Origin of the sequence: Microbacterium sp. B19(2022) (assembly GCF_012030385.1) — a bacterium.
Lineage (GTDB): Bacteria > Actinomycetota > Actinomycetes > Actinomycetales > Microbacteriaceae > Microbacterium > Microbacterium oxydans_B.
Map to the genome: position 1 here is coordinate 171,107 of NZ_JAAUVO010000004.1, position 25,948 is coordinate 197,054.

At 68.7% G+C, this 25,948-nt stretch carries 24 protein-coding genes; 13 read left to right on the plus strand and 11 right to left on the minus strand.

Annotation, left to right across the window (positions count from 1 at the left end; all coding sequences use genetic code 11):
• Positions 1-80: 80 nt before the first annotated feature.
• The 4 genes from HCX50_RS05140 (at position 81) to HCX50_RS05155 (ending at position 5,683) form a co-directional block, all read left to right on the plus strand.
• Positions 81-1,760, plus strand: a complete 1,680-nt coding sequence (locus HCX50_RS05140) for a solute carrier family 23 protein (RefSeq protein ID WP_167633220.1) — start codon at positions 81-83, stop codon at positions 1,758-1,760.
• Positions 1,760-2,431 carry a GAP family protein gene (locus tag HCX50_RS05145; protein ID WP_091033788.1) on the plus strand — a complete coding sequence of 224 codons (672 nt, stop codon included), beginning with the start codon at positions 1,760-1,762 and terminating at the stop codon, positions 2,429-2,431. The genes HCX50_RS05140 and HCX50_RS05145 overlap by 1 nt, the downstream gene beginning before the upstream one ends.
• Before the next feature lie 44 nt (positions 2,432-2,475).
• Positions 2,476-3,192, plus strand: a complete 717-nt coding sequence (locus tag HCX50_RS05150; RefSeq protein WP_167633221.1) for a GAP family protein — start codon at positions 2,476-2,478, stop codon at positions 3,190-3,192.
• Between the two features lie 148 nt (positions 3,193-3,340).
• Positions 3,341-5,683, plus strand: coding sequence for an arylsulfatase (locus HCX50_RS05155; RefSeq protein WP_167633222.1), 2,343 nt, complete (start codon positions 3,341-3,343; stop codon positions 5,681-5,683).
• A gap of 32 nt (positions 5,684-5,715) precedes the next feature.
• Here the strand turns inward: HCX50_RS05155 and HCX50_RS05160 are convergent, their stop codons facing one another.
• From HCX50_RS05160 to HCX50_RS05170, 3 genes are all read right to left on the minus strand, one after another.
• The gene (locus tag HCX50_RS05160) at positions 5,716-8,307 is read right to left on the minus strand and encodes a LuxR C-terminal-related transcriptional regulator (protein WP_167633223.1); all 2,592 of its coding nucleotides are present in this window, start codon (positions 8,305-8,307) and stop codon (positions 5,716-5,718) included.
• Between the two features lie 98 nt (positions 8,308-8,405).
• Positions 8,406-9,386 (minus strand): FUSC family protein, encoded by a 981-nt coding sequence (locus HCX50_RS05165; protein WP_244175992.1) that lies wholly within the window; start codon positions 9,384-9,386, stop codon positions 8,406-8,408.
• The gene (locus HCX50_RS05170; protein WP_337748983.1) at positions 9,379-11,031 is read right to left on the minus strand and encodes a SulP family inorganic anion transporter; all 1,653 of its coding nucleotides are present in this window, start codon (positions 11,029-11,031) and stop codon (positions 9,379-9,381) included. The genes HCX50_RS05165 and HCX50_RS05170 overlap by 8 nt, the downstream gene beginning before the upstream one ends.
• A gap of 152 nt (positions 11,032-11,183) precedes the next feature.
• On the opposite strand from HCX50_RS05170, the gene HCX50_RS05175 reads away from it, so the two are divergent.
• Genes HCX50_RS05175 through HCX50_RS05185 form a run of 3 tightly spaced genes read left to right on the plus strand, consistent with a single transcriptional unit; the run spans position 11,184 to position 13,112 of the window.
• Positions 11,184-11,651 (plus strand): MarR family winged helix-turn-helix transcriptional regulator, encoded by a 468-nt coding sequence (locus HCX50_RS05175; RefSeq protein ID WP_237682350.1) that lies wholly within the window; start codon positions 11,184-11,186, stop codon positions 11,649-11,651.
• A gap of 26 nt (positions 11,652-11,677) precedes the next feature.
• A complete protein-coding gene (locus HCX50_RS05180; RefSeq protein WP_167633224.1) occupies positions 11,678-12,655 on the plus strand; it encodes a zinc-binding dehydrogenase in 978 nt (325 codons plus the stop codon).
• A 55-nt stretch (positions 12,656-12,710) separates the two neighbouring features.
• Positions 12,711-13,112 carry a RidA family protein gene (locus HCX50_RS05185; RefSeq protein WP_091033802.1) on the plus strand — a complete coding sequence of 134 codons (402 nt, stop codon included), beginning with the start codon at positions 12,711-12,713 and terminating at the stop codon, positions 13,110-13,112.
• A 35-nt stretch (positions 13,113-13,147) separates the two neighbouring features.
• Here the strand turns inward: HCX50_RS05185 and HCX50_RS05190 are convergent, their stop codons facing one another.
• The 5 genes from HCX50_RS05190 to HCX50_RS05210 all read right to left on the minus strand — a co-directional run bounded on the left by HCX50_RS05190 (position 13,148) and on the right by HCX50_RS05210 (position 17,199).
• The gene (locus HCX50_RS05190; RefSeq protein WP_167633225.1) at positions 13,148-14,224 is read right to left on the minus strand and encodes a DNA polymerase IV; all 1,077 of its coding nucleotides are present in this window, start codon (positions 14,222-14,224) and stop codon (positions 13,148-13,150) included.
• A 63-nt stretch (positions 14,225-14,287) separates the two neighbouring features.
• Positions 14,288-14,680, minus strand: coding sequence for a DUF1304 domain-containing protein (locus HCX50_RS05195; RefSeq protein WP_105709705.1), 393 nt, complete (start codon positions 14,678-14,680; stop codon positions 14,288-14,290).
• Between the two features lie 12 nt (positions 14,681-14,692).
• Positions 14,693-15,583 (minus strand): CPBP family glutamic-type intramembrane protease, encoded by an 891-nt coding sequence (locus HCX50_RS05200; RefSeq protein WP_167633226.1) that lies wholly within the window; start codon positions 15,581-15,583, stop codon positions 14,693-14,695.
• The gene (gene trmB, locus HCX50_RS05205; protein WP_091033812.1) at positions 15,580-16,305 is read right to left on the minus strand and encodes a tRNA (guanosine(46)-N7)-methyltransferase TrmB; all 726 of its coding nucleotides are present in this window, start codon (positions 16,303-16,305) and stop codon (positions 15,580-15,582) included. Before trmB ends, HCX50_RS05200 begins: the two co-directional genes overlap by 4 nt.
• A 54-nt stretch (positions 16,306-16,359) precedes the next feature.
• Complete coding sequence (locus HCX50_RS05210; protein ID WP_091033815.1) at positions 16,360-17,199, minus strand: DUF3097 domain-containing protein; 840 nt, start codon at positions 17,197-17,199, stop codon at positions 16,360-16,362.
• Positions 17,200-17,321: 122 nt separating this feature from the next.
• Here HCX50_RS05210 and HCX50_RS05215 point away from each other — a divergent pair, with 122 nt between their 5' ends.
• The 4 genes from HCX50_RS05215 (at position 17,322) to HCX50_RS05230 (ending at position 21,475) form a co-directional block, all read left to right on the plus strand.
• Entirely contained in the window at positions 17,322-19,364 is a 2,043-nt protein-coding gene (locus tag HCX50_RS05215) for a TPM domain-containing protein (RefSeq protein ID WP_091033817.1), read from the plus strand.
• Between the two features lie 58 nt (positions 19,365-19,422).
• The gene (locus HCX50_RS05220; protein WP_091033820.1) at positions 19,423-20,166 is read left to right on the plus strand and encodes a PspA/IM30 family protein; all 744 of its coding nucleotides are present in this window, start codon (positions 19,423-19,425) and stop codon (positions 20,164-20,166) included.
• A gap of 65 nt (positions 20,167-20,231) precedes the next feature.
• Positions 20,232-21,035: an arginase family protein gene (locus HCX50_RS05225; RefSeq protein WP_091033823.1), complete on the plus strand. Its 804-nt coding sequence runs from the start codon at positions 20,232-20,234 to the stop codon at positions 21,033-21,035.
• Entirely contained in the window at positions 21,032-21,475 is a 444-nt protein-coding gene (locus HCX50_RS05230; RefSeq protein ID WP_167633227.1) for a Fe-S oxidoreductase, read from the plus strand. Before HCX50_RS05225 ends, HCX50_RS05230 begins: the two co-directional genes overlap by 4 nt.
• A gap of 16 nt (positions 21,476-21,491) precedes the next feature.
• Here the strand turns inward: HCX50_RS05230 and HCX50_RS05235 are convergent, their stop codons facing one another.
• From HCX50_RS05235 to HCX50_RS05245, 3 genes are all read right to left on the minus strand, one after another.
• The gene (locus HCX50_RS05235; protein WP_091034511.1) at positions 21,492-21,962 is read right to left on the minus strand and encodes an SIP domain-containing protein; all 471 of its coding nucleotides are present in this window, start codon (positions 21,960-21,962) and stop codon (positions 21,492-21,494) included.
• Between the two features lie 75 nt (positions 21,963-22,037).
• Entirely contained in the window at positions 22,038-22,751 is a 714-nt protein-coding gene (locus HCX50_RS05240; RefSeq protein ID WP_167633228.1) for a tyrosine-protein phosphatase, read from the minus strand.
• Complete coding sequence (locus tag HCX50_RS05245; RefSeq protein WP_029261916.1) at positions 22,748-23,224, minus strand: carboxymuconolactone decarboxylase family protein; 477 nt, start codon at positions 23,222-23,224, stop codon at positions 22,748-22,750. The genes HCX50_RS05240 and HCX50_RS05245 overlap by 4 nt, the downstream gene beginning before the upstream one ends.
• A 171-nt stretch (positions 23,225-23,395) precedes the next feature.
• Between HCX50_RS05245 and HCX50_RS05250 the strand changes: the two genes are divergently transcribed.
• Both HCX50_RS05250 and HCX50_RS05255 read left to right on the plus strand, forming a co-directional pair.
• On the plus strand, positions 23,396-24,322 hold the full coding sequence (locus tag HCX50_RS05250) for an alpha/beta fold hydrolase (protein WP_167633229.1): 927 nt from the start codon (positions 23,396-23,398) through the stop codon (positions 24,320-24,322).
• A gap of 92 nt (positions 24,323-24,414) precedes the next feature.
• Positions 24,415-25,935 (plus strand): ABC transporter substrate-binding protein, encoded by a 1,521-nt coding sequence (locus tag HCX50_RS05255; RefSeq protein WP_091033832.1) that lies wholly within the window; start codon positions 24,415-24,417, stop codon positions 25,933-25,935.
• The last annotated feature ends 13 nt before the right edge of the window (positions 25,936-25,948 follow it).

Sequence of the window (25,948 nt, forward strand, 5' to 3'; positions counted from 1 at the left end):
GAGACGTGGGCGCAGCGACCCACGCGGTGGGATCGTGAACGCGAACGCGCTCGTTCGGGGCGCTCCCGAAGGGAGACGATGTGCAACGTCCGCTCGCGGGTCTGACCAGGCGCAACTTCGTCACGGAGCTGACCGCCGGTGTCACGCTGCTCGCCATCGCCATCCCCCTGAACATCGGATATGCGCAGATCGCAGGACTCCCGCCGACCGCGGGACTCTATGCCCTGATCGTGCCGACGATCGTGTACGCCCTCGTCGTCTCCTCCCGGCAGCTGGTCGCCTCCCCCGACGCGGCGGCCGCCGCGCTGGTCGCCTCCTCGATCGGTGGACTCGCCGCTGCGGGTAGCGCCGACTACGCGACGCTCGCCCTCGCGCAGGCGATCATCTGCGGCGGCATGTTCGTGCTCCTCGCCGTTTTCAAGCTCGGATTCCTGGCGAACTTCCTGTCGAAGCCGATCCTGGTCGGATTCGTCGGCGGCCTCGCGCTGGACATCATGGTCAGCCAGGTCGCCAAGATGCTCGGCGTCAAGATCGACTCCGGCAAGGAGTTCACGGGCAAGGTCGCCGACCTCATCGGAGGCTTCACGACCCTCAACGGTTGGGCCGTCTTGATCTCGGTCTGCTCGGTGGCTGTCCTGCTGCTCGGGCGCAGGTACCTGCACGCCGTCCCCTGGGCGCTGATCGTCCTCGTGGCGACGACGCTCGTGGTCGTCCTCACGGGTCTCGATCAACGCGGTGTCGACGTGCTCGGCGAGGTGCCCGCAGGCCCGCCTGTGCTCACCTGGCCGACGATCGACTGGTCGCTCTGGCTCGCGCTCGTGCCGTCCGCGATCGCGCTGACGCTGGTCACCACCGCGGAAGGACTCCTCGTCTCTCGCTCGTACTCCGAGAAGCACGGCTACCCGTTCCATGCCAACCGGGACCTGTTCGCGTTCGGCATCGCCAACGTCGCCGCGGGGGCTCAGGGCAGCTTCGCCGTCGGATCATCGACCTCACGCACGGCGGCCATGGACCAGTCCGGATCACGCACGCAGTTCCCCGCACTGATCCTCGCCGTCGGAACGCTCCTGCTCCTCCTCTTCGGCACCGCTCTGTTGGCGGACATCCCGTCGCCCGCCATCGGCGCCATCGTCGGGGTCGCGATCATCCCACTCCTCGGGATCCGTGACTTCATCGATCTGTGGCGCAAGGACCGGTTCGAATTCCTGATCGGCGCGACCTGCTTCCTCGTCACCCTGTTCATCGGATCGATCCCGGGCATCCTGGTCGCATTCGTGCTCGCTCTCATCAACATCGCGCGACGCGCCTCGAATCCCGCCATCGACGTTCTCGAATCCAGCGGCGATCCGGGCGAGTCTCTGCTCGAGGACGCCCCCGCCGGCACCGTGACCGCTCCGGGGGTGATCGTCGTCCGCCTGGCCGCCCCGCTCTTCTTCGCGAACGGAGCAGTCTTCTCCACCGCGGTGAAGGACGCGATCCGTTCGGCGGGCGAAGGGGCCGTCCAGCACCTCGTCGTCGACATGGAGGCCGTGACCGATGTCGACGTCACGGGCGCCGAATCGTTCGCATCGCTCAAGGAGTGGCTCGCCGCACGCTCGGTCTCGCTCGCGTTCAGCCGGGTCCGTCCCAATACGCTGCACCGGCTCACCGGCCTCGGTCTCCTCGTGTCGGAGCAGGTCTACGCGACCAACCGTGCAGCAATCAGCGATCTCACCCGAACCACGCCGGGATCGCCGCAATCAGAGAGAGAAGGCCAGTGATGGGCACCGTCATCGGAGACATGCTTCCGCTTGCACTCGGCGTCGCGATCAGCCCGATACCGATCATCGCCGCGATACTCATGCTGCTCTCGCCGAGGGCACGCGTCACGAGCGTCGGTTTCCTCCTGGGCTGGCTCGTCGGCATCGTGGTCGCGGTCACCGTGTTCACGCTGCTGTCGTCGATCCTCCCCGAGGACGACCCCGACATCTCTCACCCGATCCGCGGTGTGGTGCAGCTCGTACTCGGCCTGCTTCTCTTCCTCCTCGCATTCGGACAATGGCGCAAGCGGCCGAAGGCCGGCGAAGAGGCCGCGCTGCCGAAGTGGATGAAGGCCATCGACACGATCACCTTCCCGGTCGCCCTGGGGCTCGGCTTCCTGCTGTCGGCGGTGAACCCGAAGAACCTGATCATGGCGGCCGGCGCCGGCACCGATATCGGCGCGGCGGCGCTTCCGGCCGGATCCGTCGTGCTCGTGATCGTCATCTACACGCTCATCGCCGCATCGACCGTCCTGGTCCCCGTGGTCGGCTATCTCTTCGCCGCCGATCGCCTCCGCGGACCGCTCGACGCCCTGCGCGGCTGGCTCGCCAAGGAGAACACCGTCATCATGGCCGTGCTGCTGCTCGTGATCGGAGTATCGATGATCGGCAAAGGCATCGGGAGCTTCTAGAACCGTCACCGCACGGGACGGGAAGACGGAAGAGAGGCACGGAGATGGGCGAACTGATCCTGGATCTCATTCCGGTCGCGCTCGGCGTCGTGCTGAGCCCGCTCGCGATCATGGCTCTCGTCGCGGTGCTGCTGTCGCAGAACGCCAGGGCCAACGGGATCGCGTATCTGCTCGGGTGGTTCCTCGGCCTCGCCGGACTCATGGCGCTCTTCCTGTGGCTGTTCCCGGTGCTCCAGGTTCATCAACGCGGCGAACCGCCCCTGTGGGTGCCGCTCGTCCGCCTTCTCGTCGGTCTCTTCCTCGTCGCCTCCGCCGTCTGGGTGTACCGGAAGGGCCGGGTGCACATCCAGCGGATGGCGGCGGCGTCGACGCCCCGCGACGTCGTGGCCGCGTCACCCCAACTCCCCGGCTGGCTGCATTCGGTGGAGTCGTTCCGCCCCGGGCGCACGCTCCTCCTCGGCATCGGGCTCTTCGTCCTGAACCCGGTCGACGCGTCCTGCGCCATCCTCGCCGCGCTCGACATCACCCTGTCCGACGTGGATCCGGCCGCGGGACTCTGGGTCGCAGCCGCCTTCGTCGTGGTGGGCACCCTCCCGATCGCTCTTCCCGTCGTGTACGTCGTCGTGCGCGGCCGCGACGCGCAGCCGCTGCTCGACCGCGTCCGCACGTGGATCGCCGGCAACACACACGTGCTCAACGCGGCTCTACTCCTCGTGATCGGCGCTCTCCAGCTGCAGAAGGCGCTCGCGGCGCTGATCTGAGTGACGGGGAGCGTCTCCCGACGGGTCCCTCGCTGCGAGGTGACGGGGATCACCCGGATGAGCGTCGCGTTCCACCGGTGACAACAACCATCACGCCGCAGTACTGTGCGGATACGGCATCGTTCCGACAGGCGAAGGGAACCAGCAAATGGCTCGCGACTTCCAGGGCAAGATCGAACTCGACGTGCGCGACTCCGTCGCGGATTGGGACGCCTATCGGGCGTCGACGCCACCGACAGGTGCACCGAACGTCCTGGTCGTGCTCTACGACGACACCGGCATGGCGGCGTGGTCGCCGTATGGTGGGCGGATCAACATGCCCACCATGGATCGGCTCGCGCAGAACGGCCTCACCTACTCGCAGTGGCACACGACCGCGCTCTGCTCGCCGACGCGATCGACGTTCCTGACCGGACGCAACCACCACCTCAACGGCTTCGCCACGATCTCGGAGTCGTCGACGGGTTTCCCGGGTTACAACTCCCACATCCCCGAGTCGAACGTCACCATGGCGCACGTGCTCCGCGACGCGGGGTGGTCAACTTTCTGGGTCGGCAAGAACCACAACGTGCCGATCGACGAGTGGACCGCCGGCGCCTCGAAGAAGCACTGGCCGCTGGCACAGGGCTACGACCGGTTCTACGGCTTCATCGGCGGCGAGACCAACAACTGGTATCCGTCGCTGGCCGAGGACAACCACTACATCGATCAGCCGTACCTCCCCGAGCAGGGCTACCACCTGTCGAAGGATCTGGCCGATCAGGCGCTCACGATGATCCGCGACGTCAAGCAGACCGAGCCGGACAAGCCCTGGTACCTCTGGTTCTGCCCCGGGGCCAACCACGCTCCCCATCACGCCCCGCAGGAGTACATCGACAAGTACAAGGGTCAGTTCGACGACGGCTACGAGGCCTACCGCGACTGGGTTCTCGCCAGGATGGTCGAGAAGGGCATCGTTCCGGCCGACACCGACCTGACCGCGCTGAACCCCATGGCCGACGGCACTTTCAACCCGACCGATGAGGTGCGCCCCTGGGACTCGCTGAATGCCGAGGAGAAGGCGATGTTCTCCCGGATGGCGGAGGTCTACGCGGGCTTCAGCGAGTACACGGATTCGCAGGTCGGCCGCATCGTCGACTACCTCGAAGAATCGGGTCAGCTCGACAACACGCTCATCCTGTACTGCGCCGACAACGGCGCGTCCGGCGAGGGCAGCCCGAACGGCTCGGTCAACGAGGGCAAGATCTTCGGTGGCTACCCCGACGACGAGGCGGAGAACCTTCGCCTCGTCGACAAGCTCGGCTCGCCCGACACCTACAACCACTACCCGACCGGGTGGGCCGCGGCGTTCTCCACGCCCTACAAGATGTTCAAGCGCTACACCTATCAGGGCGGCGTCTGCGATCCGCTCGTGATCCACTGGCCCGCCGGTATGAAGGCCCGCGGTGAGGTGCGCCATCAGTACCACCACTCGACGGACATCGTCCCGACGATCCTCGAGGCTTGCGGAGTGGAGTTCCCCGACGTCTACAACGGTGTCGAGCAAACGCCCCTGTCCGGCGTGTCGATGGCGTACTCGTTCGATGCCGAGCCGGAGGGTCCGACGCAGAAGCAGACGCAGTACTACGAGATGCTCGGCCAGCGCGGTATCTGGCACGAGGGCTGGAAGGCCGTCGCAGTCCACGGTCCGATGAGCGGCATCAGCAACTTCGACAAGGACGAGTGGGAGCTCTACCACACGGACGTCGACCGGGCCGAGGCGAAGAACCTCGCCAAGGAACATCCCGACAAGCTCGAAGAGCTCAAGGCGCTCTGGATGGACGAGGCGAAGACCAACAACGTGTTGCCGCTGAATGACCTGCAGATCATCGGCAACCCGAAGGACTTCGAGACGTTCATCGGGATGGAGTTCCACCAGCCGGCTCCGCCCTCGGGTCGGTTCGTCTACTACCCGAACACCAGCGAGGTCCCCGAGAGGTCTGCGGCGAACACGCACGGCGTCTCGTACAAGATCGCCGCCGAGGTCGAGTTCACGCCCGATGCGGAGGGGGTCATCTTCGCGCACGGCTCCCGCTTCGGCGGGCACGCTCTCGTCGTGAAGGACGGCCAGGTGCACTACGTGTACAACTTCCTCGGTATCCCTCCGGAGGATCGGGTCTCCGCGCCCGTGCCGACGTCGGGGAAGCACATCATCGGGGTCGAATTCACGAAGGAGGGCATGGGCGAGCACCGCGAAGGCGTCGGCCCGGTGAAGCTGTACATCGATGACCAGGTGGTCGGCGAGAAGCAGATCCGCACGGTCCTCGGACACTTCTCCCTGTGCGGCGAAGGGCTCACGATCGGCCGCGACAGCGCGGACCCGGTGTCGTCGCTGTACGGCTACGGGTTCGACTTCGCCGGCGGCGAGATCACGAAGGTCGTGTTCGACATCGCCGACGACGCCTACCTCGACCTCGAGGCACATCTGGCAGCGGCCATGGCACGCGACTGACGCGGTTCCCGCCCTGACGGCGGCCGCGTGCGCTACTCGATCCCGAGGGCGTGCGCGGCCGCCGTCACGCTGTCCCGATCCGAGACGCCGAGCTTGCGGTAGATGTTGCGCACGTGGGTCTTGACGGTGTTCGGGGAGATGAACTCCTCTTGCGCGATCTGACGCAGCGTCGCGTTGCGGCTCAGCGCCAGCAGCACGATGCGTTCTCGATGCGTGAGCTCCGCGTCCATGAGCAGCCCCGCCGTGACGAGCCGCTCCCGGACAGTGTCGGCGAAGCGTGTCCGGGTACCGGCGGTCGCGCGCGCGCCCAGTAGACGCAGCACGGCGGGATCGGCCGCGGCGATACGGCGGACGTGCTCCTCCGGCTCGGCCAGCGAGAGCGCCAGGGAGAGCGAGGCCTGGGCCCGCTCGGAGTCACCGGTGTGCACATCGAGCGCGGCAGCGACCAGCCAGGCGTCCACCATCGAGGCCGGCAGCGCGCACGTCATCGAACCGTCGAGGACGGGGGCGAGCGTCTCGCGTGCGACCGCGTGCCGATGGTCGTGCAGAGCCGCGATCGCGCGGAGGACCACCAGTTCACCACTCGTGCCGAACGCGCGCTCGGTCTCGGCGATGAACTGGTCCCGCAGATTCGGCTCGCCCAGGCGGTCGAACGCGTGCACGGCGAAGGCGCCCAGCATCGCATACCAGTGCGGAGGGAGCGGCATGTCATCCCGAGGGAGGAGGGTTTCGAGGAGCGTGCCGGCCGCCTCATGCGGATCGGGGGCGGCTTCGGCGCTCAGCAGCGCCATCAGCCCTTGCAGACCTCGCGAGATCGCCGGCTCGGAGCCCGAATGGATGATCGCCTCCGCCGCGCGGAAGGTCTGCTCTGCGTCGACCGCCTGCAGACGTTCGTACGGGACCCAGTACCGCCACACCCGGGTCACCTCGTAGAAGGGATCGTCCGGCATTCCGAGTTCGCGCCATCGGGCGTCCAGTCGCGCGCCCGAGGCGAGAACGTCGCGCATCCTGCCTCGGAAGAGGGCGCTGGTGTTGAGGACGGCGGATGCCTGGAGCTCCGCCGTGATCGCGTCGACCGCTCGCGCCTGATCGGCAGCGGAGCGCGCATAGCGCTCGGCGCGGTCCAGGTGACCGACATACAACTCCCCCATCGCCGCCTGCAGGAACGCATACGTGTCGAGCTGGGTCTCTCCCGTGACGGTGTCGAACGCACGCCCGAGCCGCGCGAGGGCTTCCGTGATCCCTCCGCGGCGCACGGCCGTGTGCAGATCGAGTCCCGTCAGCCACTGACGGGTCGCCGGCGACGTGTCCTGGTCGCGTACCGTCGCGAGGACGGCTGCCGCCGCCGAGGCATCGCCGCGGGCGAGTTCCGCGGCGGCGACCAGCATCTGCACCGCGGCGTCCGACCGCAGCGGAGCGGGCATCGTCCCGATCGCCTCGATCACGGCGCAGGCGTGCCCCGTCAGGATCAGTTGCATCCCGCACCGGCGCAGAACCACGGAGATACACGCCGGATCCGAGCTCTGCGTGGCGTGTCGCAGCGCCGGAAGATGCTCCTGCTGCTCGGCGAACCATTCGGCGGTGTCCTTCTCGAGGTGGTCGATGACGGCCCGCCCCCGATCCCGCAGGCGTGCGGCGAGGAACTCCCGCAGCAGCGGGTGATAGTGGTACCAGACGGGATCGCTACCGTGCCGGCCCATCAGCACACTGAGCTGGATGAGCCTCTCCACGAGGGCGGCGGCGGGAGCACCGGGAGACAGCCGGTACGCGAGATCAAGCGAGAACGCCTCCGGGACGGACGTGACGAGGAGGAACTCGCGAAGCTCCTCATCCAGGTCGGCGAAGACTTCCTCGAGGAAGTAGTCGACCAGCGCAGGCGCATCCCCGCGGAGAGGTCTGTCGGTGATGTCGGCGTGCTGCAGCCCGGCGAGCACCATGAGGCGGAGTCCCGCGGCCCAGCCCTCGGTCCGCTGGAGAATCGTCGTGATCTCCCCCTGCGAGACCGTGATCCCGTTGGCCCGGAAGAAGGACCGCACCTCGGCGGGGGTGAACGCCAGATCGGCGTTGTCGAGCTCGAGCGCGATTCCGGCGATACGACGCCGCGCCACGCGGATCAGCCGCGTGCCGCGCCCGGAGAGGACGACGTGCGCGTTGCCGGGGACAGCCTGGACGAACGCCGACAGCATGTCGGCCAGTTCCGGTGTCCCGATCAGGTGGACGTCGTCGAAGACGACCACGATCCGTCGCGGCGTTGCCCGCAGAACCCGCGCGAGCGAGCGCGCCGAGTCGTCCGACGCCGCTCGCGGAACCGTGGCCAGGCTCTCGCGAAGCCTCCCATCCGGGATCCGTTCGAGCGCTGCGCGAAGGAGAGAGAGCTCACGGTCGCCGCGCTGGAAGGAGACCCACACCACCTCGGTGTCCGGTTCCGCGTCGATCATCTCCGCCCAGCTGGCGAGGAGCCTGGTCTTGCCGGCTCCGGCCGGGGCGGTGACGAGCGTCAAGGTCCAGGGCTCGTCCATCGCGGCCGTGAGCCGGTCGAGCAGTCGTGGACGCGCGACGTCATCCTCGCCCGCCTCGGGGACGAACGTCCTCGGTGCATCGTCGTCGCCGATGCTCTCCGTCATGGGAACCCCCCGGTCCATCGTTCGACGCCAGGCCAGCAGATATCCGCAGTATGACACCGCGCAGATAAGGGCTCAAGCGCTTCCGAGAGGACGAATGTCTAGACCGAGGTCGACCTCCGTCGAAGAGCGAGCAACGACAGGAGAGACGGCACGGCTGCCCCGAAGAAGAGCGCCAGCCCGACGCCGAGAAGCGTCTCCAGTGCCCGCTCGAGGAAGCGTGCTCCGGGCTGCTCCGTGGAGTTCACCAGGATGAAGGTCAGGGCGATGAACGTCGTGAAGCCCGGGGCCACATACCAGCGGCTCCCCTGGGTAGCACACAGGGCACCGACCACGACGCCGGCCACGACGCCGATGAGGAGATCTCCCGGCGCGAGGACTGCGAAAGCGGCGGCGGCGAAAGCACCGACGAGCACCGAGATCGCCCGGCCGATGCTGCGCGATATGAGCTGCCCGCGCACGGGACGCATCACGAGCAGCACCGCCGCCGTCGCCCAGCCGACGTGCTGCAGATCGAGGAGGAAGCCCACAGCGGCGGCGATCGCAGCTGCGGCACCGAGAAGGAGCCCGTAGACCAGCATCGCCCGACCTCGCGGCACAGGGGCTGCGGGCGGCGGCGGGCCATCTCGCTCCGGCCAGAGCAGGGAGACGAGCCACGCGTACAGCGATCCCGCCACCATGCTTCCCGCGAGCCCGACGGCTGCCGATGACCAGGGGAAGCTCAGACCGATGCCGATCATCGGCAGGACGAGGATCAGCACGAGCTGCGCCAGGCGCCCATGCACCGCATTGATGCACGCGAGCACGGCCGCGCCGAAAACCGCGACGACGGCGACGGCGGGCACGGTGGCGAGCAGCGACCCCACGAGCAGCCCGATCGCACTGAGACCTCCGACGAGGAGGATGACCGCGCGACCGCGTCGCCGAGGCGGAAGCCGGAACGCCGCCGCGGGAAGAACACCGACGGCGAGAGCGAGACCGAGCGTCGGGCTGAAGGGAGTGACGACCATGGCGGGCAGGGCGAAAGCGATACCGAGACCGAACCTCGCCCACTGCCAGGTCAGGCCGGCCTGGTCATCCACCCCGACCGCCTCCCGCCGCCTCTGGGCGATGGGCGGTGACGGCCGCCTCCATCCCCTCCCGCACGGTGTCGTGCACGCGACCGGCCGCGCGCAGCGCCGTGAACCACGGAGTGCGTCCGGCGACAGCGGCGGCCGGTTCAGGGAGCGCGGCCAGGTGAAGCTCCGTGTCGCGCTGCGCGAGCTCCCGGTCGAGGTTCTCGAGCGCCTCGAGCACGGTGATGGTCATGACCTCCTGCTGCCTCATCCCGAGCACGAGAGCCGCGACCTCCTCTTCCTCGCCGTCGACGATCTCGAGAAGCCTGCGCTCGTTGACCAGCGCATTCGCGGTGTACAGCCCGCGCTCCAGGTGGATGCCGAGCACGCCGGCGATCCTTCCCACCACGCGGATCTTCGGGACGTTCACTTCGCGCAGCACGAGGATCAGCGTCACCACGACGCCGACGGCGACGGCCGACAACAATCCCGCGGTGAGCCCGATGATCGCGACCGACAGCGCGATCCAGAAGTCGACTCGGCTGATCCGAGCCCATCGCACCAGCTCCGGGACGTTGATGAGTCCCGCGACCGCGACGAAGACCATGGCGGCCAGGGTGGCCTCGGGCATGAGACTGAGGACAGGGCCGAGGAACAGGGCGACCAGGATGGCGAGCACGACCGTGACGACCGTCGCCAGCTGGGATCGCGCCCCGGCACTCTGGTTCACCGCGCTCTGCGAGAAACCACCCGCCGCGGGCATGGTGCCGAAGAACGAGCCGACCGTGTTCGCCGCACCGGTCGCGAAGAGTTCCTGGTTGCTGTCGATCTGCGGTTCGTCCGCGGTGCGCAGGCTTCGGGCGACGGCTGCGGACTCGAGAAAGGCCATGACGGCGATCGCGAGGGCACCGGGAACGAGCGCGGTGACCTGCGCCAGGTCGGGCAATCCGGGAACGGGCAGTCCGCTCGGCACGGCGGCGATGAGACCCACTCCGAGTCGGTCGATCCCGCCGAGCCAGACCAGGAGGATGCCGCCGACCACGACGACGAGTGTCCCCGGGACCTTCGGCGCCCAGCGCTTCAGCACCACCAGCAGCACCACTGAGCCTGCCGACAGCGCGACCGTCGGCCAGTTGACGCTGCCGAACGCCTCTCCGACGGCGGCCAGCGATCGGAAGAACCCGTGCCCCGAGAAGTTGTAGGTCTCCCCCAGCAGCTTCGGCAGCTGGCCGACGGCCACCGTGGCGCCGACGCCGATCTTGAGTCCGAGCACCGTGGCGCCGCTGATGTTCTCGACGAGGGAGCCGAGTCGGCCGAGCCGGGCGAGAAGCAGTATCACCCCGACCAGCAGCGTGAGCATCATCAGGGAGCCGATCGCGTCCTCCGCACCGGCCGCCACCCCCGCGGAGACGAGCGTCGTCGCAGTCAGCGTCGCGATCGTCGAAGTCGTCGAGACGCTCATCGCCCGGCTGCCTCCGAGGGCCGCATAGACCACCATCGGCACGATGCACGTGTACAGACCCACCTGGACGGGAAGGTTCGCGATCGTCGCGTACGCCATCGCCTGCGGGATCACCACGGCACCGGCGGAGAGTCCGGCGACCACGTCTCGGACGACCCATCTGGTCTGGTAACCCGCGAGCGTGCTGAACAGCCAGGACGGTCTGGTCACTGCATCCTCCTGCCTCCGTGTGATCGTCTGGCCGAGCGTACTGCGGCGGAGACTCGCCATGAACCGCATCTCACCCTGCCCGGGTGGCCCTCCAAGCTATCGAACCGTTCACTTAAGTTGTGCACAATTCAATCGCGTGCAATACTCAGTACATGGCCATGACCGACGAGATGGTGTGCTTCTCGCTGTACTCCGCATCACGCGCGACCACGCAGGCGTACCGCACACTTCTGGCGCCCTGGGGGCTCACCTACCCGCAGTACCTCGTGCTCGCCGCGCTGTGGATCGAGGGCGAGCAGACCATCGGCTCGCTGGGTGCGGTGATGCGCCTCGACTCCGGCACACTCTCGCCCCTCGTACGCCGCCTGGAACAGGCAGGGCTCGTCACTCGGGTCCGCGGCGCGGCGGACGAGCGGGTCGTCACGGTACAGCTCACCGCGCGCGGTCAGGCGCTTCGCTCCGAGGTCGCCCCGATCCACAGCGCGGTCGCCGAAGCCGCCGGCCTGAGCGACGACGACCGTCGCCGCGAGCTCATCAGTGAATTGCACGACATCACCGAACGGCTCCAGCGCCTCACCGCAGGTCTCGCCGAGTCCGCACCCGCGGACGACACCCTCTGAACCCCGCCACCCGAAAAGGAAATCCCATGCGCGCACTCATCCACCCGACGTTCGGCGATCCCGAGCAGGTCCTCCGGATCGAAGACCGCCCCCTGCCCGAGCCCGGCGCCGGCCAGGTTCGTCTTCGGACGCTCCTCTCCCCCATCCACAACCACGATCTGTGGACCGTCCGCGGTACGTACGGCTTCAAGCCCGAGCTCCCGGCCGCGTCGGGCACCGAGGCGCTCGGCGTCGTCGATGCTCTCGGCTCGGGCGTCGAACACCTCGCCGTCGGTCAGCGCGTCGCGACGGGCGGCACGTTCGGCGCGTGGTCGGAGTACTTCCTCGCGAACGCCGCCGGCCTGATCCCCGTTCCCGATGCACTCTCGGACGAGGACGCGGCGCAGCTGGTCTCGATGCCGTTCAGCACGATCACCCTGCTGCGTTTCCTCGACGTGAAGCCGGGCGACTGGATCGTGCAGAACGCGGCGAACGGCGCGGTCGGCCGTATGCTCGCGCAGCTCGGTGCCGCACGCGGCATCAACGTCCTCGGACTCGTCCGCCGCACGGCGGGCATCGAAGAACTCCGGACCCAGGGCATCGAGGGCGTCGTCGCCACGGATCAGGACGACTGGCGGGAGCAGGCGGCACGTATCACCGGCGGCGCACCGATCGTCGCGGGAGTCGACTCCGTCGGCGGGTCGTCGTCGGGCGACGTGCTGTCGCTCCTCGCCGAGGGCGGCACCCTCGTGGCCTTCGGGGCCATGAACTCCTCCACGATGGAGATCGCCTCCTCCGACGTCATCTTCAAGCAGGCAACAGTGAAGGGCTTCTGGGGCAGCAAGGTCATGCCCAGCCTCGACCCCGCAACCCGGGGCGAACTGTTCGGCGAGCTGGTCCAGCGCGTCACCGATGGCACCCTGACCCTTCCGGTCGCCGGCATCTTCGACGCCGCCGACATCGGCGCAGCCGTGCAGGCGAGCAACACCGCCGGACGCATCGGAAAGGTGCTGCTGCGCTTCTGATCCACGCCTCGACATCGGGGTTCCGCACGTCGGAGCCCCGGTGCAGAGTATGGGCATGGAGATCACACTCGCCAGCCCCGCGGGGCTCGTCGTCAGTCCTGCTTTCAGCCACGTCGCCGTCGTCCCACCCGGCGCGACCACGATCTACGTCGGCGGCCAGAACGGCGTCGATTCCACGGGGGCGATCGTCTCCGCCGATGCCGCCGAGCAATCGCTGCGCGCCGTCGAGAATGCCCGCATCGCGCTGGAGTCCGCCGGCGCAGGTCTCGACGACGTGATCAGCTGGACGGTCCTGATCCATCAAGACGCCGACCTCCGCGCGGCCTACGGGGCGGTCGCCTCCAGGCTCGCGCGAGAAGGCGCACCGCCTCTGGTCACGGCGGCTCTCGTCGCCGGACTCGGTGTTCCGGGTGCGCTCATCGAGGTGAGCGCGGTGGCTGCCGTCATTCGGGGCTGATCCCTCGGGCCCGGCGCCACGTCCCGGCCGCCGACTCAGATCCTCCCTCGGACCGGCGTCCGCTCCGCCGCGTCTCCCTCGTCCGGCATCGTCATCTCCGCTCGCACGCCCAGGAGACGGACCTCCCGCTCAGTGTCGAGGGTCTCGGCGAGCGCGAGGGCGGTCGCCACGAATTCCTCCGGATCGGTCGTCGGTGCAGAGAGCTTGCGCCCGAGCGTCTTCGTCTCGAACGGCGCGTACCGCACCTTGAGATGCGCGCGGACGACGGGTCTTCCTTCGGCGGCGCAGTCATCGAAGGCCTGAATGGCGAGTTCCCGGACAGCGGTGGTGACCTGCTCGGTCGTCGTGAGGTTCTGCTGGTAGGTCGTCTCGCGGCTGTGGCTGCGTGCCACCCACGGGGTGTCGTCGACGACACTCGGCCCCCGGCCCGAGCCGAGCCCGTGATACCAGACCCCCATCCGCGGACCGAACTCCGCGACGAGCGCCTGCTCGTCGGCGTCCGCGAGTTCTCGTACCGTCGTGATCCCGTGCGCGGCCAGTCGCTTCTGCACCTTGGAGCCGACGCCCCACAGGTCACGGGTGGGCTTGTCGCCCATCACCTCGAACCAGTTATCCGCCGTCAGCCGGAAGATCCCCCGCGGCTTTCCGAACTCGGTCGCGATCTTGGCACGCACCTTGTTGTCCCCGATGCCGACGGAGCAGTGCAGCTCCGTCGCGGCCAGCACGGCCGCCTGTGCAGCGGTGGCGATCCGCTCCGGGTCCTCCGTCGTCACGCCGAGGAAGCACTCATCCCATCCGATGACCTCGAGCACCACGTCGGGCAGCGACCGGAGCGCGGCCATCACCTCGCCGGAGGCGACCGCGTACGCTTCCTGGTCCACGGGCAGGAAGACGGCGTCCTCCGGAGCCTTGCGTGCCGCGATCTTGAGAGGCATCCCCGAGCCGATGCCGTAGGCGCGCGCCTCGTAGGATGCGGTCGACACGACGGCGCGCTCCGTGGGGTCACCGCGTCCGCCCACGATCACCGGGAGCCCGGCGAGCTCCGGTCTGCGCAGCACCTCGACCGCGGCGATGAACTGATCCATGTCCACGTGCAGTACCCAGTCGGCCATGCAACGAGTGTGGCGGCTGGAAGCGCGCGTGTCACCCCGCTCCGGGCTCCGGTCGGTCGGCGATCAGCCGATCGCGACGCCGATCGCGGTGACGACCACGGCGAGCAGGGGAAGCGTCCCCTGCATCAGTGCGGCACGCGCCTTCGCGCGGTCCGAGAGGATGAGCACCAATGCGGCGGCGAGCATCATCGCAGTGCCGGCGAACACCAGGGTCAGTCCGACGGTGGCCGAACCGACGATCACGAGGCCGATACCGAGCAGGGTCGTGAGTGCGAGGAAGAGGTTGTAGAAGCCCTGGTTGAAGGCCAGCTGCTTCATCGTGACGGCATCCGCCTCGCTGGCGACGCCGAAGATCTTCCTCGTCTCCGGCTCGGTCCACCGCAGCGACTCGAGCGCGAAGATGAAGACGTGGAACGCAGCGGCGGCTGCGGCGAGGACGAGACCGACGATGAGCATGTGCTGATTCTGTCAGACCAGGAAGATCGGCAGCAGCCCGGGGTTGTGCGCGTGCACGAGCACCGCGAACACCACGGCGTCGAACAGCAGGTGCACGGTGACGACGTAGGCGAGCGAATGGGTGCGCAGGAAGATGTAGCCCTGCAGGAGCGCGAACGGGATCGTCAACAACGGGCCCCACTCGCGGTATCCCAGCTCCCAGAGGAACGAGACGAACACGATCGCCTGCAGCAGGTTCGCGACCAGGTTCGGAAAGTGACGACGCAGCAGCGCGAACACCGTGCAGATGAAGAACAGCTCGTCCCAGATGCCCACAGCGCCGACGCCGACGAACAGCCGTGCGATGAGCTCGGGCGTGTCGACGACCGGCCAGTTCTGGTAGACGCCGCTGGTGATGAAGTAGAAGGGCAGGATCAGCCATCCCAGGATCAGCACCGCCACCAGCCATCCCCACTGCAGACGACCCCATCGACGGTGCGTGCGCCACGGGAAGCTGATGGCGCGGTCGCGGTAGACGAACCGGGAGATGACGTAGGGCACAGCGACCGCACCACCCAGCGCGAGCGTGAAACGCAGCATCGCGAGGTTGTCGAGTTCTGCGGCGAGCGGGATGATGCTGACGATCAGCAGGCCGACGGCGATCAGGGAGAGGTCCCTGGTGAGCGAGGGCGGCCGATGCACGCCGATCACCCTCGCGGTCTCCCGCCGTGCGCCCATGCTCACGACCTGGTCCTCAGCCGGCCGCCCGCGTTCGAGCAGCCAGGCGATCACGATCCCCAGGGCGAGCAGCGCCCAGCCCAGCCACGGGATCTCCAGCACGAAGAACGCCGGGGCAGCGGCACAGACGAGTAACGCCGGCACGAAGGCGAGGCGCAGCGTCGTCTCGCGCCGCACCTCGGTCACGCGCGCGCCCTGCGCCGGTAGACCAGATCGCGGATGTCGCGCCCCTTCGCGATGCCCTTGCGCTCGAACGCGGTCATCACCCGGCCATCGAAGCGCTCAGCCCACTCCCCGTCGAACGCGCGCTCGAACAGCGGCTCGGCGTCGAGCACCTCGCGCATCTGCAGCGCGTAGTCCTCCCAGTCGGTCGCGAGACGCAGCAGGCCGCCGTCGTTCAGCGCCCTCGCGGCGGTGTCACCGAAACCCGGCCGCACCAGGCGCCGCTTGGTGTGCTTCTTCTTGTGCCACGGATCGGGGAAGAAGATCCAGACCTCGCGGGCCGCAGCCTCGGGAAGGTATGACGACAGCACCTCCGGCGCGTTCGCCTCGACGACCCGGACGTTGCGGGCGCCCTCCCTGTCCGCATCGAGCATCGTCCGCGCGAGGCCGGCGCGGAAGACTTCGACGGCGAGGAAGTCATCATCGGGGCGGGACGAGGCCGCCGCGACGATCGCGTGTCCCTGCCCGGAGCCGATCTCCACGTAGAGGTCGGCGGCACGGCCGTACTCGGTCGCGGGATCGAGGCGGGCCTCCGGGTGCACCGAGGTCCAGGCGACGTCGCGCGGGACGTCGAGCAGGTAGTGCGGGCCGAGCTCGGTGAAGGCGCGCTCCTGCGCCTCGGACATCCGGCCGCTGCGGCGTACGAACGACACCGGCTCGTCTCGGAAGGTACGGGGTTCGGGCATGATTCCAGGGTAGTCGTCGGCGCCCCGCGCTCCCTGCGTCCGCGGTGGCGGCGTTCAACCCGCCGGGGCCGTGACGAAGTCGATGAGCTCCTCCACACGGCCGAGCAGTGCGGGTTCCAGGTCCCGGTAGGTGGTCACCTTCGAGAGGATGTGCTGCCAGGCGCGAGCGATGTCGGCCTGTGTCTCATGGGGCCACCCGAAGGCCCGGCAGATCCCGACCTTCCACTCGATACCGCGCGGGATCTCCGGCCACTTCGCGATGCCGAGGGCACGCGGGGTGACGCACTGCCAGACGTCGATGAAGGGGTGCCCGACGATGCGGAGGTGTCGGCCGTGCGGGCCGCGCGCGATAGCCTGCGCGATCCTGGTCTCCTTGGAACCCGGCACGAGGTGGTCCACCAGCACGCCGTACCTGCGGGTGGCGCTGGGCGGCTCGGCAGTCAGCAGGTCGTCGAGCAGGTCGACTCCCTGCAGGAACTCGACGACCACACCCTCGACACGCAGATCGGCGCCCCAGACCTTCTCCACCAGCTCGGCATCGTGCCTGCCCTCGACGAGGATGCGGCTGGGCAGGGCGACGCGTGCGCGCTGATCCGCGACGACGAACGATCCGGATGCGGTGCGCCGCGGACCCTGGTCCTTCGCCGCCGGCACGACGAGGCGCACCGGTGCGCCGTCTATGAGGAACCCGCCGCCGAGCGGGAACAGCCGTCGACGGCCGACGCGGTCCTCCAGCTCGACGTTGCCGCCCTGCACGCGGGTGACCGCGCCGCAGAAGCCGTCATCGGCGACCTCGACGACGAGATCCGCCTCCGCCGCGACCTGCGGCACCTTCTTCGCGCCGCGGTCGCGCCAGCCTGTCGCCAGCACATCCGAACCGTACATGTCGTCCATGCCTTCCAGGGTATGTGCCTCCGCTGAGGGCGAACGGCGAACCCGCCGCTGGTGCTGTCGCGTGTCGGGCTCTGTGCATAGACTCATGGCATGGGGCTCGGCTGCCGGTCGGAGGGAACACGATGACGAAACGGTGGCTCACGCTGGCCGCACTCGCGCTGGCCGCCGTGGCAGGAGCGTTCACCGCGTCCGCCGCCTCCGCCACCGATCCGCTCACCCTCGATTCCGGATACGTCACCGACCAGGCCGACGTTCTCAGCGCCGATGAAGAGGCCACGGTCGAGACCAGGCTCGAGGAGCTGACCGCCAACTCGAACGCCGACCTGTTCGTGGTGCTCGTCGACGACTTCACCAATCCGAGCGACAACGTCAAATGGGCTGACACCGTCGCCGACAGCAACAACCTCGGCAGCGAGCAGTATCTCCTCGCGATCGCGGTGGACGGCCGCAGCTACTACATCTCGGCGGCGCCCGACGGGCCGGTGAGCTTCGACCAGCTCGACGCCATCGAAGACAAGATGGTCCCGCTCGCCGCCGACGGCGACTGGGTCGGGGCGATCACTCTCGCCGCCGACGAGATCCAGGGCGACGGGGGTGCCGGAGCGCTCCGTGTCACGCTGATCGTGGTGGCCGTCATCGCCGCCGCTCTGCTCATCTGGCTCATCGTCGCGCTCGTCCGACGCGCGCGGCGCAAGGCCGAGATCCGCCGACGCGGCGCGATGCCGGAGACACCCGACCCCGCTGATCCGTTCTCCACCCTCACCGACGAGCAGGTCGAGACGCAGGCCGGGCTCGCACTCGTGCAGGCCGATGACGCCATCACCTCCAGCAAGGAGGAGCTCGGCTTCGCGGTCGCACAGTTCGGCGAGGGCGCGACCGAGGAGTTCACCCGCGTCGTCGACGCGGCGAAGGCCAAGATCGCTGAGGCCTTCGACCTCAAGCAGAAGCTCGACGACGAGATCGAGGACACGATCCACGACCGTCGGGCCTGGCACATCCGCATCATCCGGATCGCCGAAGAGATCGACGATGTGCTCGACGACAACACCGAGGCCTTCGACGCCCTTCGCAAACTCGAGCAGAATGCGCCGCAGGAACTCGAGAGGGTCCGCGGCGAACGCGCGGCACTGACCCCGATCCTCGCCGCCGCCGCACCGGCTCTGTCCGCGCTGTCGGCGACGTACGACCCGGCGGCCCTGAGCACGGTCGCCGACAACCCCGCGCAGGCACAGGAGCGCGCCGACCTGGCCGACCGCTCGATCGAGGCGGCCGCCCAGGCGATCGCGGCCGGCCGATCCGGCGAAGCCGCCTTCGCGATCCGCACCGCCGAACAGTCGGTCGCACAGGCCGCCCAGCTCGCCCAGGCGGTCTCGACCTTGGGCGCCGAGCTGGCCGCCATCGAGACACAGTCGCAGGCGCTGGTCACGGAACTGCAGGCCGACCTCGCCGCGGCACAGCAGCTGCCCGACACGACCGGTGCGATCGCGGCGGCCTCCTCCGCGACCGCGCAGCAGCTCCAGCTGGCGCAGGCCGACCTCGCCAGCACGAAGCGCAATCCGCAGCGGGTGCTCGAGGCGCTCAGCGCCGCGAACGCCCAGATCGATGCGGCAATCGCCCAGGGCCGAGAAGGCGTCGAGCGCTCGCGCCGCGTGCAGCAGATGCTCGAGCCGACCCTCGCACAGGCGAATTCCGAGATCCGTGCGGCACGCGAGTTCATCGAGACCCGCCGCGGCACCGTCGGTTCGACCGCACGAACCCGGCTCGCCAACGCCGAGGCCAGTCTCACCCAGGCGTTGAACCTGCGCGCCACCGACCCCGAGGCGTCTCTGGCCGAGGCCAACCGCGCACTCGCCCTCGCCGGCCAGGCCACTTCTGCCGCGCAATCCGACGTCCAGGCGTACAACCCGCCCGGGTACGACAGCGGCTGGGGCAGCCCGTTCGGCGGATCCAACTCCTCGTCCGGCGGTTCCGGAATCGGCGGGGACATCCTCGGCGGCATCATCGGCGGCCTCCTCGCCGGCGGTGGCGGCGGGTCGTCCCGTCGAAGCAGCAGCAGCGGCTGGCGCTCCTCCGGGGGCGGCGGCTTCCGCAGCTCCGGTTTCGGCGGCGGGGGATCCCGCGGCGGTGGAGGCCGCAGCGGTCGATCCGGAGGTAGACGCTTCTGATCCGCCACACAGACATTTACGCCAAGCTCTCGAAGACGCCCTCTGAAAGGAACCACGCATGACCAAGCAGTCCATCTTCGGACGTATCTCGACCCTCGTCCGCGCGAACATCAACTCCCTCCTGGACTCCGCGGAAGACCCGCAGAAGATGATCGACCAGCTCGTTCGCGACTACACGAACAGCATCGCCGACGCCGAGTCCGCGATCGCCGAGACCATCGGCAACCTGCGACTCCTCGAGCGTGACCACGAGGAAGACGTCCAGGCTGCGACCGAGTGGGGCAACAAGGCCCTCGCCGCCAGCCGCAAGGCCGACGAGATGCGCAACAGCGGCGATGCCACGGACGCCGACAAGTTCGACAACCTCGCCAAGATCGCCCTGCAGCGCCAGATCAGTGCCGAGCGCGAGGCCACCGGCGCCGAGCCTCAGATCGCCGCCCAGACCGAGATCGTCGACAAGCTCAAGAGCGGCCTCAACGGCATGAAGGACAAGCTCGTCGAGCTCAAGAACAAGCGCAGCGAGCTTCTCGCGCGCGCCAAGGTCGCGGAGGCGCAGACCAAGGTGCAGGACGCTGTCGGCTCGATCAACGTGCTCGACCCCACCAGCGAGCTGGGCCGGTTCGAAGACAAGGTCCGCCGCCAGGAGGCCATCGCTCAGGGCAAGATCGAGCTCGCGGCGTCGAGCCTCGACGCACAGTTCGAGAGCCTGGAAGACCTCGGCGAACTGACCGAGGTCGAGGCTCGTCTCGCCGAGCTCAAGGCCGGCGGCAGCGCTCCCCGTCAGGCCATCGAAGGCAACTGACACCACCAGCGGATGTCCCGGGCCACGCGTCCGGGACATCCGCGCTCTTCTTCTCGGAGGCACCCATGGTGCGATTCCTCGTCATCCCGCAGTGGCAGGGCTCGCCCGCACCGCGCGCGATGCTCCTCGTCGACGGTGCTGCCGCCATCGCGGGAGACCTTCCCCGGGCTGCGACGACCGTGCTGGAAGTGCCGGTCGAGGCGGGGGAATCCCTCGGCACCGGGGTCCGCCGCCTGAGCGCGCTGCTGCGCACACGCGAACTCACCCACGGGCACATCGACGCGGACACTGTCGTGATCGGCGGCGACTGCAGCATCACCGTCGCCGCGATAGATGCGCTCCCGGGCGGTACCGACGATCTCGCCGTCGTGTGGTGCGACGCCCACGCCGACCTCCACACGCCCGAGACCTCTCCTTCCGGAGCCTTCTCCGGAATGGCGTTGCGCGCCCTGCTCGGCGAGGGCGAGGAGCAGCTCGTCCTCTCCCCCGCGATCCGCGCCGACCGGGTGGTCACCGTGGGCGTGCGCAATCTCGACGACGCAGAGGCCGCCCCTCTTGGGGCCCTGACGAACCTCTCCGTCGATGACCTCGAACGACCCGATGCGCTGCTCGACGCGGTCCGAGCGACCGGGGCGTCGCGAGTCTGGGTCCACATCGACGTGGATGTGCTCGATCCCTCCGACTTCGCCGGCGTCTCCTCCTCCGTGCCGTTCGGGCTCTCCCCCGCGGCTCTGAGCACCGCCATCCGCGCGCTGCGCACCGAGATCCCGCTGGCCGGCGCGACGATCGCCGGCTTCGCGCCCCGAACGCCGGCCGATGCGGTCGACGACCTCGGAGCGCTGCTCCGGTTGGTCGGAGCCGTGGCATGAGCACGGCGGCGGACTGGCGTCCTGCGGCCGAAGCCGCGCTCGCCCGGGGTCGACGCTTCGACCGCCGGATCCCCACGTTCCTGCTGCGATCGCCGATCAGTCGCCTCGGCTATGTCTGGGGCACGGCTGTCGGGTGGCTCTGGGGATCGCTCTGGAGCACCGGCCCCGTCGAGCGACGGGCCGGGCTGTGGATCTTCCGGGGCATGCCGAGCTGGACCTTCAACCGTGGTGGCGTATGCATCGGCGGGTGCTTCCTCACCGGTGACGCCCGTCCGAGCGATGCCGTCCTGCGCCACGAGGCCGTGCACAAGGCGCAGTGGCTCCGCTACGGCTTCCTGATGCCGGTGCTCTATCTGTTCGCCGGCCGGGATCCGGTGCGCAACCGCTTCGAGATCGAGGCGGGGCTGGAAGACGGCAACTACGTGCGCCGGTCGCGCTGACGCCCCGCTCGCGTGGTCAGCGGTCGGAGGGCAGCAGGCCGAAGCGCTCGGGGGTGTGGATGAGTGCGGGCGAGACCTGCAGCGCGCTCGTCAGGTGCTCGACGATGTCGGCGGTGCCCAGGTAGCCACCGAGCAGCGTGACGCGCGTCTCGATCTCGTCGTCGCACATCATCTCGTCGGCCCACGCGCAGGTCGCGCGTGCCAGGGCCTGACCGGGGGCGCAGGCGCGGCCACTGCCGGGAGCACCGGAACGCTGCTCACGCGCGAGCCACGTGACGGTCATCCGCCCCGGAGCTTCGATCACGCCGATGTCGGCGACCGAGGGCACCTCGATGAAGATCCGGCCGGACGCGCACAGCGGCAGCGTCGTCAGGAAGACCTCGAGCTCGGTGAGGGACTGTTCGTCGGCCGTCACCAGGTGGTGCGCGCGCTGACGTGCTGCGCGGCGTGCTGCGCGCGTGCTGCGAGTCTCGAGCGAGGTGTTCATGATGCCTTCATCGTACACCAAGTGAAGGCTTGCCTAACCTTGCCTCCGCCGGGAAGAGCGCGGTCCCGTTGTGCGCTACTCGGCCGGCTCGACAAGCGCAGCGGTCAACGCGGCGAGCTCCGCCTCGGTCATCCCGTTTGCCCGCAGGTAGCCCGCGGCGGAACCCCAGCGCTCATCGACCTGCTCCAGCAGACTCCGCATCACCGTAGCGGGCGACTGCGTCGCGAGGGCCACCGCATGCACCGCTTCGGGGTGCTCGGCGCGGAGGTACGCGGCGATGCGCTGCGAGCGCTCCGCCGGCAGCTGCGACTCCGTGAGCGCGTAGTCGGCGATCACGGCCTCACGATCAGCGCCGACGGCGGACAGCGCGAGGGCCACCGTCACGCCTGTGCGGTCCTTGCCGACAGTGCAGTGCACCAGGGTGGGCGCCCCTGCTGCGATGATGCGGATGGCCTCGACCAGGCGCTCCCCACTCTCCTCCAGGAGATGCAGGTAGAGGTCGTCGAGACTCGTGTCGGCTTCGAAGAACGACCGGACCGACCCAAGGAACAGTGGAAGGTGCGTGGTGTCCGGCCCCTCGATCTCGGTGGGCTCCGCCGCCACCTCCTCGCCGTCGCGGAGGTCGACGATGTGCTGCACCTTCGCACGAAGCGCGGCGGCCCCGCTCGTCGTGGCGCCGGAGAGCTGACCCGACCGCAGCAGCACTCCGGAGCGGATACGGCCGCCAGACGCCGGGATACCGCCGACATCGCGGACGTTGGTGACGCCGTCGACGTCGAGGATCGTCATGCCTGCGCCTGCGGAGTCCGGGCGGGAACTGGATAGCGTCCGGCGATCACGACGCGGTTGAACGCGTTGATGGAGACGCATGCCCAGCTGAGCGCCGCGTACTCCTTCTCGGTGAAGACACTGCCGACCAGGTCGTACACCTCGTCGGACACGCCGTCTTCGGAGATGAAAGTGAACGCCTCAGCGAGTTCGAGGGCCGCGCGCTCGCGCTCGCTGAACACGCCACTCTCGCGCCAGGTCGGGATCTGGGTGAGCGTGTCGGTGTCGATGCCGGCGGCGACGGCGCGGTCGACGTGGATGCGGGCGCAGTATGCGCACCCGTTGAGCTGCGAGCAGTGGATCATGACGATCTCTTTGAGGCGATCGTCGATGCCGTTCGCCGCGCAGATCTGCCCGACGGTCTTCGAGAACGCATCGAGCGCCTGATAAGCGGTCGGCTCGGTCTTGGACAGGTGCACTCGCGTCTCACTCATGACTCCATGATATTCGGCGACCACCCTCCCGGCCTCTGTCCACCCCGACGCAAGGAAATGCACTGTGACATGCTGATGCATTGATTGATAAACATGTTCACAATCAACTACGGGGGCATGGTTGCCAGAATGCTCCGCCATTTCTTCTGTGTCGCTGGGGTGGAGCAGAATATGCACGTGGCGATCGACATCAGCGAGTTCAGCTATCTTCCCGCACAGGCCGAAGCGCTCGGCGTTCCGCTCCCGGAAGTGGAGCGCCTCACCCTCCCCCTCGCCGACGGACGCTCCGTGAGCGCCCTACGGTTCGGCGGAGACGCGCCGCAGGTCACGCTGCTGCACGGCGCGGGCCTGAACGCGCACACGTGGGACACGACCTCGCTCGCGCTCCAGCTGCCGCTGCTCGCGATCGACCTGGCCGGCCACGGCGACTCCTCCTGGCGCGACGACGTCGACTACACCCCGCGCACCCTCGCACGCGATGTCGCCGCGGCACTCGATGCCTGGGCGACGCAGCCGCAGGTCGTCGTCGGACAGTCGCTCGGCGGACTCACCGGCGCCGCCCTCGCCGCTTCCCGACCCGATCTGGTCTCCGAGCTCGTGATCGTCGACATCACGCCAGGGATCGACGTCACCGCCGGGCCGGCCGCGCTGCGCGAGTTCTACGCCGGCCCCACGGACTTCGCCTCTCGGGACGAACTCGTCGACAAGGCGATGTCGCTCGGCTTCGGCGGCAGCCGCCCCGAGACCGAGCGCGGTGTCTTCCTCAACACCCGCGTGCGGCCCGATGGGCGGGTGGAGTGGAAGCACCACTTCGCACACCTCGCCGCACAGGCCCTCGCCGCGCACGATCCCGGTTCGCCCACCGCCCCCTCGGTCCTTCACGAGACCGGGTGGGACGACCTGTCCGGGGTCAGCGCCCCGATCACCCTGGTCCGCGCCGCCCGCGGTTTCGTCAGCGGGGCCGATGCCGAAGACCTCCAGCGTCGTGTGCCCGCCGCCCGCGTGGTGACCCTGGACGCGACGCACAACGTGCAGGAGACCGCACCTGTCGAGCTGGCCGCCCTCATCGCCACAGCATCCGCCGTTCGCGGATTGTGACGTTCCGTTCCACACCCGACCCGCACCCCGCCACGCAACTCTAGGCTCGACACAACGGCACACAGCAACTGCCGCACCGAGAGGAAACGCCCATGTTCCGACGCACCCGACGCCTCGCGCTGATCTCCGCGCTCGCGGCCACCGCCGTCATACTCAGCGCCTGCGCGGGCTCCCCCGATCCCGGGCCCTCCGCGAGCACCGGTGAGCCCGACCCCGACGCGACCCTGCACGTGGGACTGGTACTCGAACCCACCAACCTCGACATCCGCCACACCAGCGGTGCGGCTCTCGAACAGATCCTCATCGACAACATCTACGAGGGCCTCGTCACGCGCACGCAGGACAACGAGATCGAAGGGCGACTCGCCACGGACTACGAAGTCTCCGACGACGGGCTGACCTACACCTTCACCCTCGGCGAGGGCATCCTCTTCCACGACGGCACCGCGCTCACCTCCGCCGATGTCGTCTCCTCGTACGAGACCGTGCGCACCGACGCCACTGTGCAGGGGAACGCCGACTTCGCAGCGGTCGCGTCGATCACGGCGCCGGATGCCACCACGGTGCAGATCGTGCTCACCGAGCCGAACCAGAACTTCCTGTTCGCCCTGACGGGTCCGGCGGGGCTGGTCTTCAAGACCGGTGACACCACCGACCTGAAGTCGGCCGAGAACGGCACCGGGCCGTTCACGCTGACGCGCTGGAACAAGGGCAGCACCATCACCTTCGCCCGCAACGACGACTACTGGGGCGACCCGGCCGGCGTCGCGCAGGTCGAGTTCCAGTACATCCCGGACTTCACGGCGGGCGTGAATGCAGCCCTCGCCGGCGACGTCGAGGTGCTCACCGCCGTCGATCCCAACCTCGCGCCGCAGCTCGAGGACTCCGGCGAGTTCGCCCTGACGAAGGGCCGCACCACAGACAAGGCCACGCTGGCGTTCAACAACAAGAAGGCGCCCCTCGACGACGTCCGCGTGCGCGAGGCGCTACGCCTGGCCATCGACCACGACGCCCTCATCGAGGCGGTCGGCGCCGGTACCACGCTGTTCGGCCCGATCCCCGAACTCGACCCCGGCTACGAAGATCTGTCGGACGTGATCTCGTACGACCCGGAGAAGGCGAAGGAGCTGCTCGCCGAAGCGGGACAGGAAGACCTGGAGCTCACGCTGACGATTCCCGCGTTCTACGGCACGACGGTGCCCAAGGTGCTGATCTCCGACTTCAAGAAGGTCGGCGTCTCCCTCGAGGTCAACTCGGTCGAGTTCCCGACCTGGCTCGAAGACGTTTATACGAACAAGGACTACGACCTCAGCTTCGTGCTGCACGTCGAGCCGCGCGACTTCGGCAACTTCGCCAACCCCGACTACTACTTCGGCTACGACAACGCCGAGGTGCAGGACCTGTACTCGAAGGCGCTGGCCGAGGTGGATCCCGACAAGTCCGCCGAGCTGCTCGCGCAGGCCGCGCGCATCGTGTCGGAGGACCACGCGGCGGATTGGCTGTACAACGGCGAGACCATCACGGCCGTGGCGCCGATCGTCGCCGGCTTCCCCGAGGACTCCATCAACTCCCGGATCAACCTCGCCGGCGTGACCGTCTCCGCTGAGAAGTAGCGAGCGGTCACCC

Bases quoted from the DNA above. Each gene is read 5' to 3' on its own strand.
- HCX50_RS05145 (WP_091033788.1), top strand. From the start codon at position 1,760: ATGGGCACCGTCATCGGAGACATGCTTCCGCTTGCACTCGGCGTCGCG.
- HCX50_RS05150 (WP_167633221.1), top strand. From the start codon at position 2,476: ATGGGCGAACTGATCCTGGATCTCATTCCGGTCGCGCTCGGCGTCGTG.
- HCX50_RS05155 (WP_167633222.1), top strand. From the start codon at position 3,341: ATGGCTCGCGACTTCCAGGGCAAGATCGAACTCGACGTGCGCGACTCC.
- HCX50_RS05160 (WP_167633223.1), bottom strand. From the start codon at position 8,307: ATGACGGAGAGCATCGGCGACGACGATGCACCGAGGACGTTCGTCCCC.
- HCX50_RS05175 (WP_237682350.1), top strand. From the start codon at position 11,184: ATGGCCATGACCGACGAGATGGTGTGCTTCTCGCTGTACTCCGCATCA.
- HCX50_RS05180 (WP_167633224.1), top strand. From the start codon at position 11,678: ATGCGCGCACTCATCCACCCGACGTTCGGCGATCCCGAGCAGGTCCTC.
- HCX50_RS05185 (WP_091033802.1), top strand. From the start codon at position 12,711: ATGGAGATCACACTCGCCAGCCCCGCGGGGCTCGTCGTCAGTCCTGCT.
- HCX50_RS05190 (WP_167633225.1), bottom strand. From the start codon at position 14,224: ATGGCCGACTGGGTACTGCACGTGGACATGGATCAGTTCATCGCCGCG.
- HCX50_RS05195 (WP_105709705.1), bottom strand. From the start codon at position 14,680: ATGCTCATCGTCGGTCTCGTCCTCGCCGCAGCCGCCGCTGCGTTCCAC.
- trmB (WP_091033812.1), bottom strand. From the start codon at position 16,305: ATGCCCGAACCCCGTACCTTCCGAGACGAGCCGGTGTCGTTCGTACGC.
- HCX50_RS05210 (WP_091033815.1), bottom strand. From the start codon at position 17,199: ATGGACGACATGTACGGTTCGGATGTGCTGGCGACAGGCTGGCGCGAC.
- HCX50_RS05215 (WP_091033817.1), top strand. From the start codon at position 17,322: ATGACGAAACGGTGGCTCACGCTGGCCGCACTCGCGCTGGCCGCCGTG.
- HCX50_RS05220 (WP_091033820.1), top strand. From the start codon at position 19,423: ATGACCAAGCAGTCCATCTTCGGACGTATCTCGACCCTCGTCCGCGCG.
- HCX50_RS05225 (WP_091033823.1), top strand. From the start codon at position 20,232: ATGGTGCGATTCCTCGTCATCCCGCAGTGGCAGGGCTCGCCCGCACCG.
- HCX50_RS05230 (WP_167633227.1), top strand. From the start codon at position 21,032: ATGAGCACGGCGGCGGACTGGCGTCCTGCGGCCGAAGCCGCGCTCGCC.
- HCX50_RS05235 (WP_091034511.1), bottom strand. From the start codon at position 21,962: ATGAACACCTCGCTCGAGACTCGCAGCACGCGCGCAGCACGCCGCGCA.
- HCX50_RS05240 (WP_167633228.1), bottom strand. From the start codon at position 22,751: ATGACGATCCTCGACGTCGACGGCGTCACCAACGTCCGCGATGTCGGC.
- HCX50_RS05245 (WP_029261916.1), bottom strand. From the start codon at position 23,224: ATGAGTGAGACGCGAGTGCACCTGTCCAAGACCGAGCCGACCGCTTAT.
- HCX50_RS05250 (WP_167633229.1), top strand. From the start codon at position 23,396: ATGCACGTGGCGATCGACATCAGCGAGTTCAGCTATCTTCCCGCACAG.
- HCX50_RS05255 (WP_091033832.1), top strand. From the start codon at position 24,415: ATGTTCCGACGCACCCGACGCCTCGCGCTGATCTCCGCGCTCGCGGCC.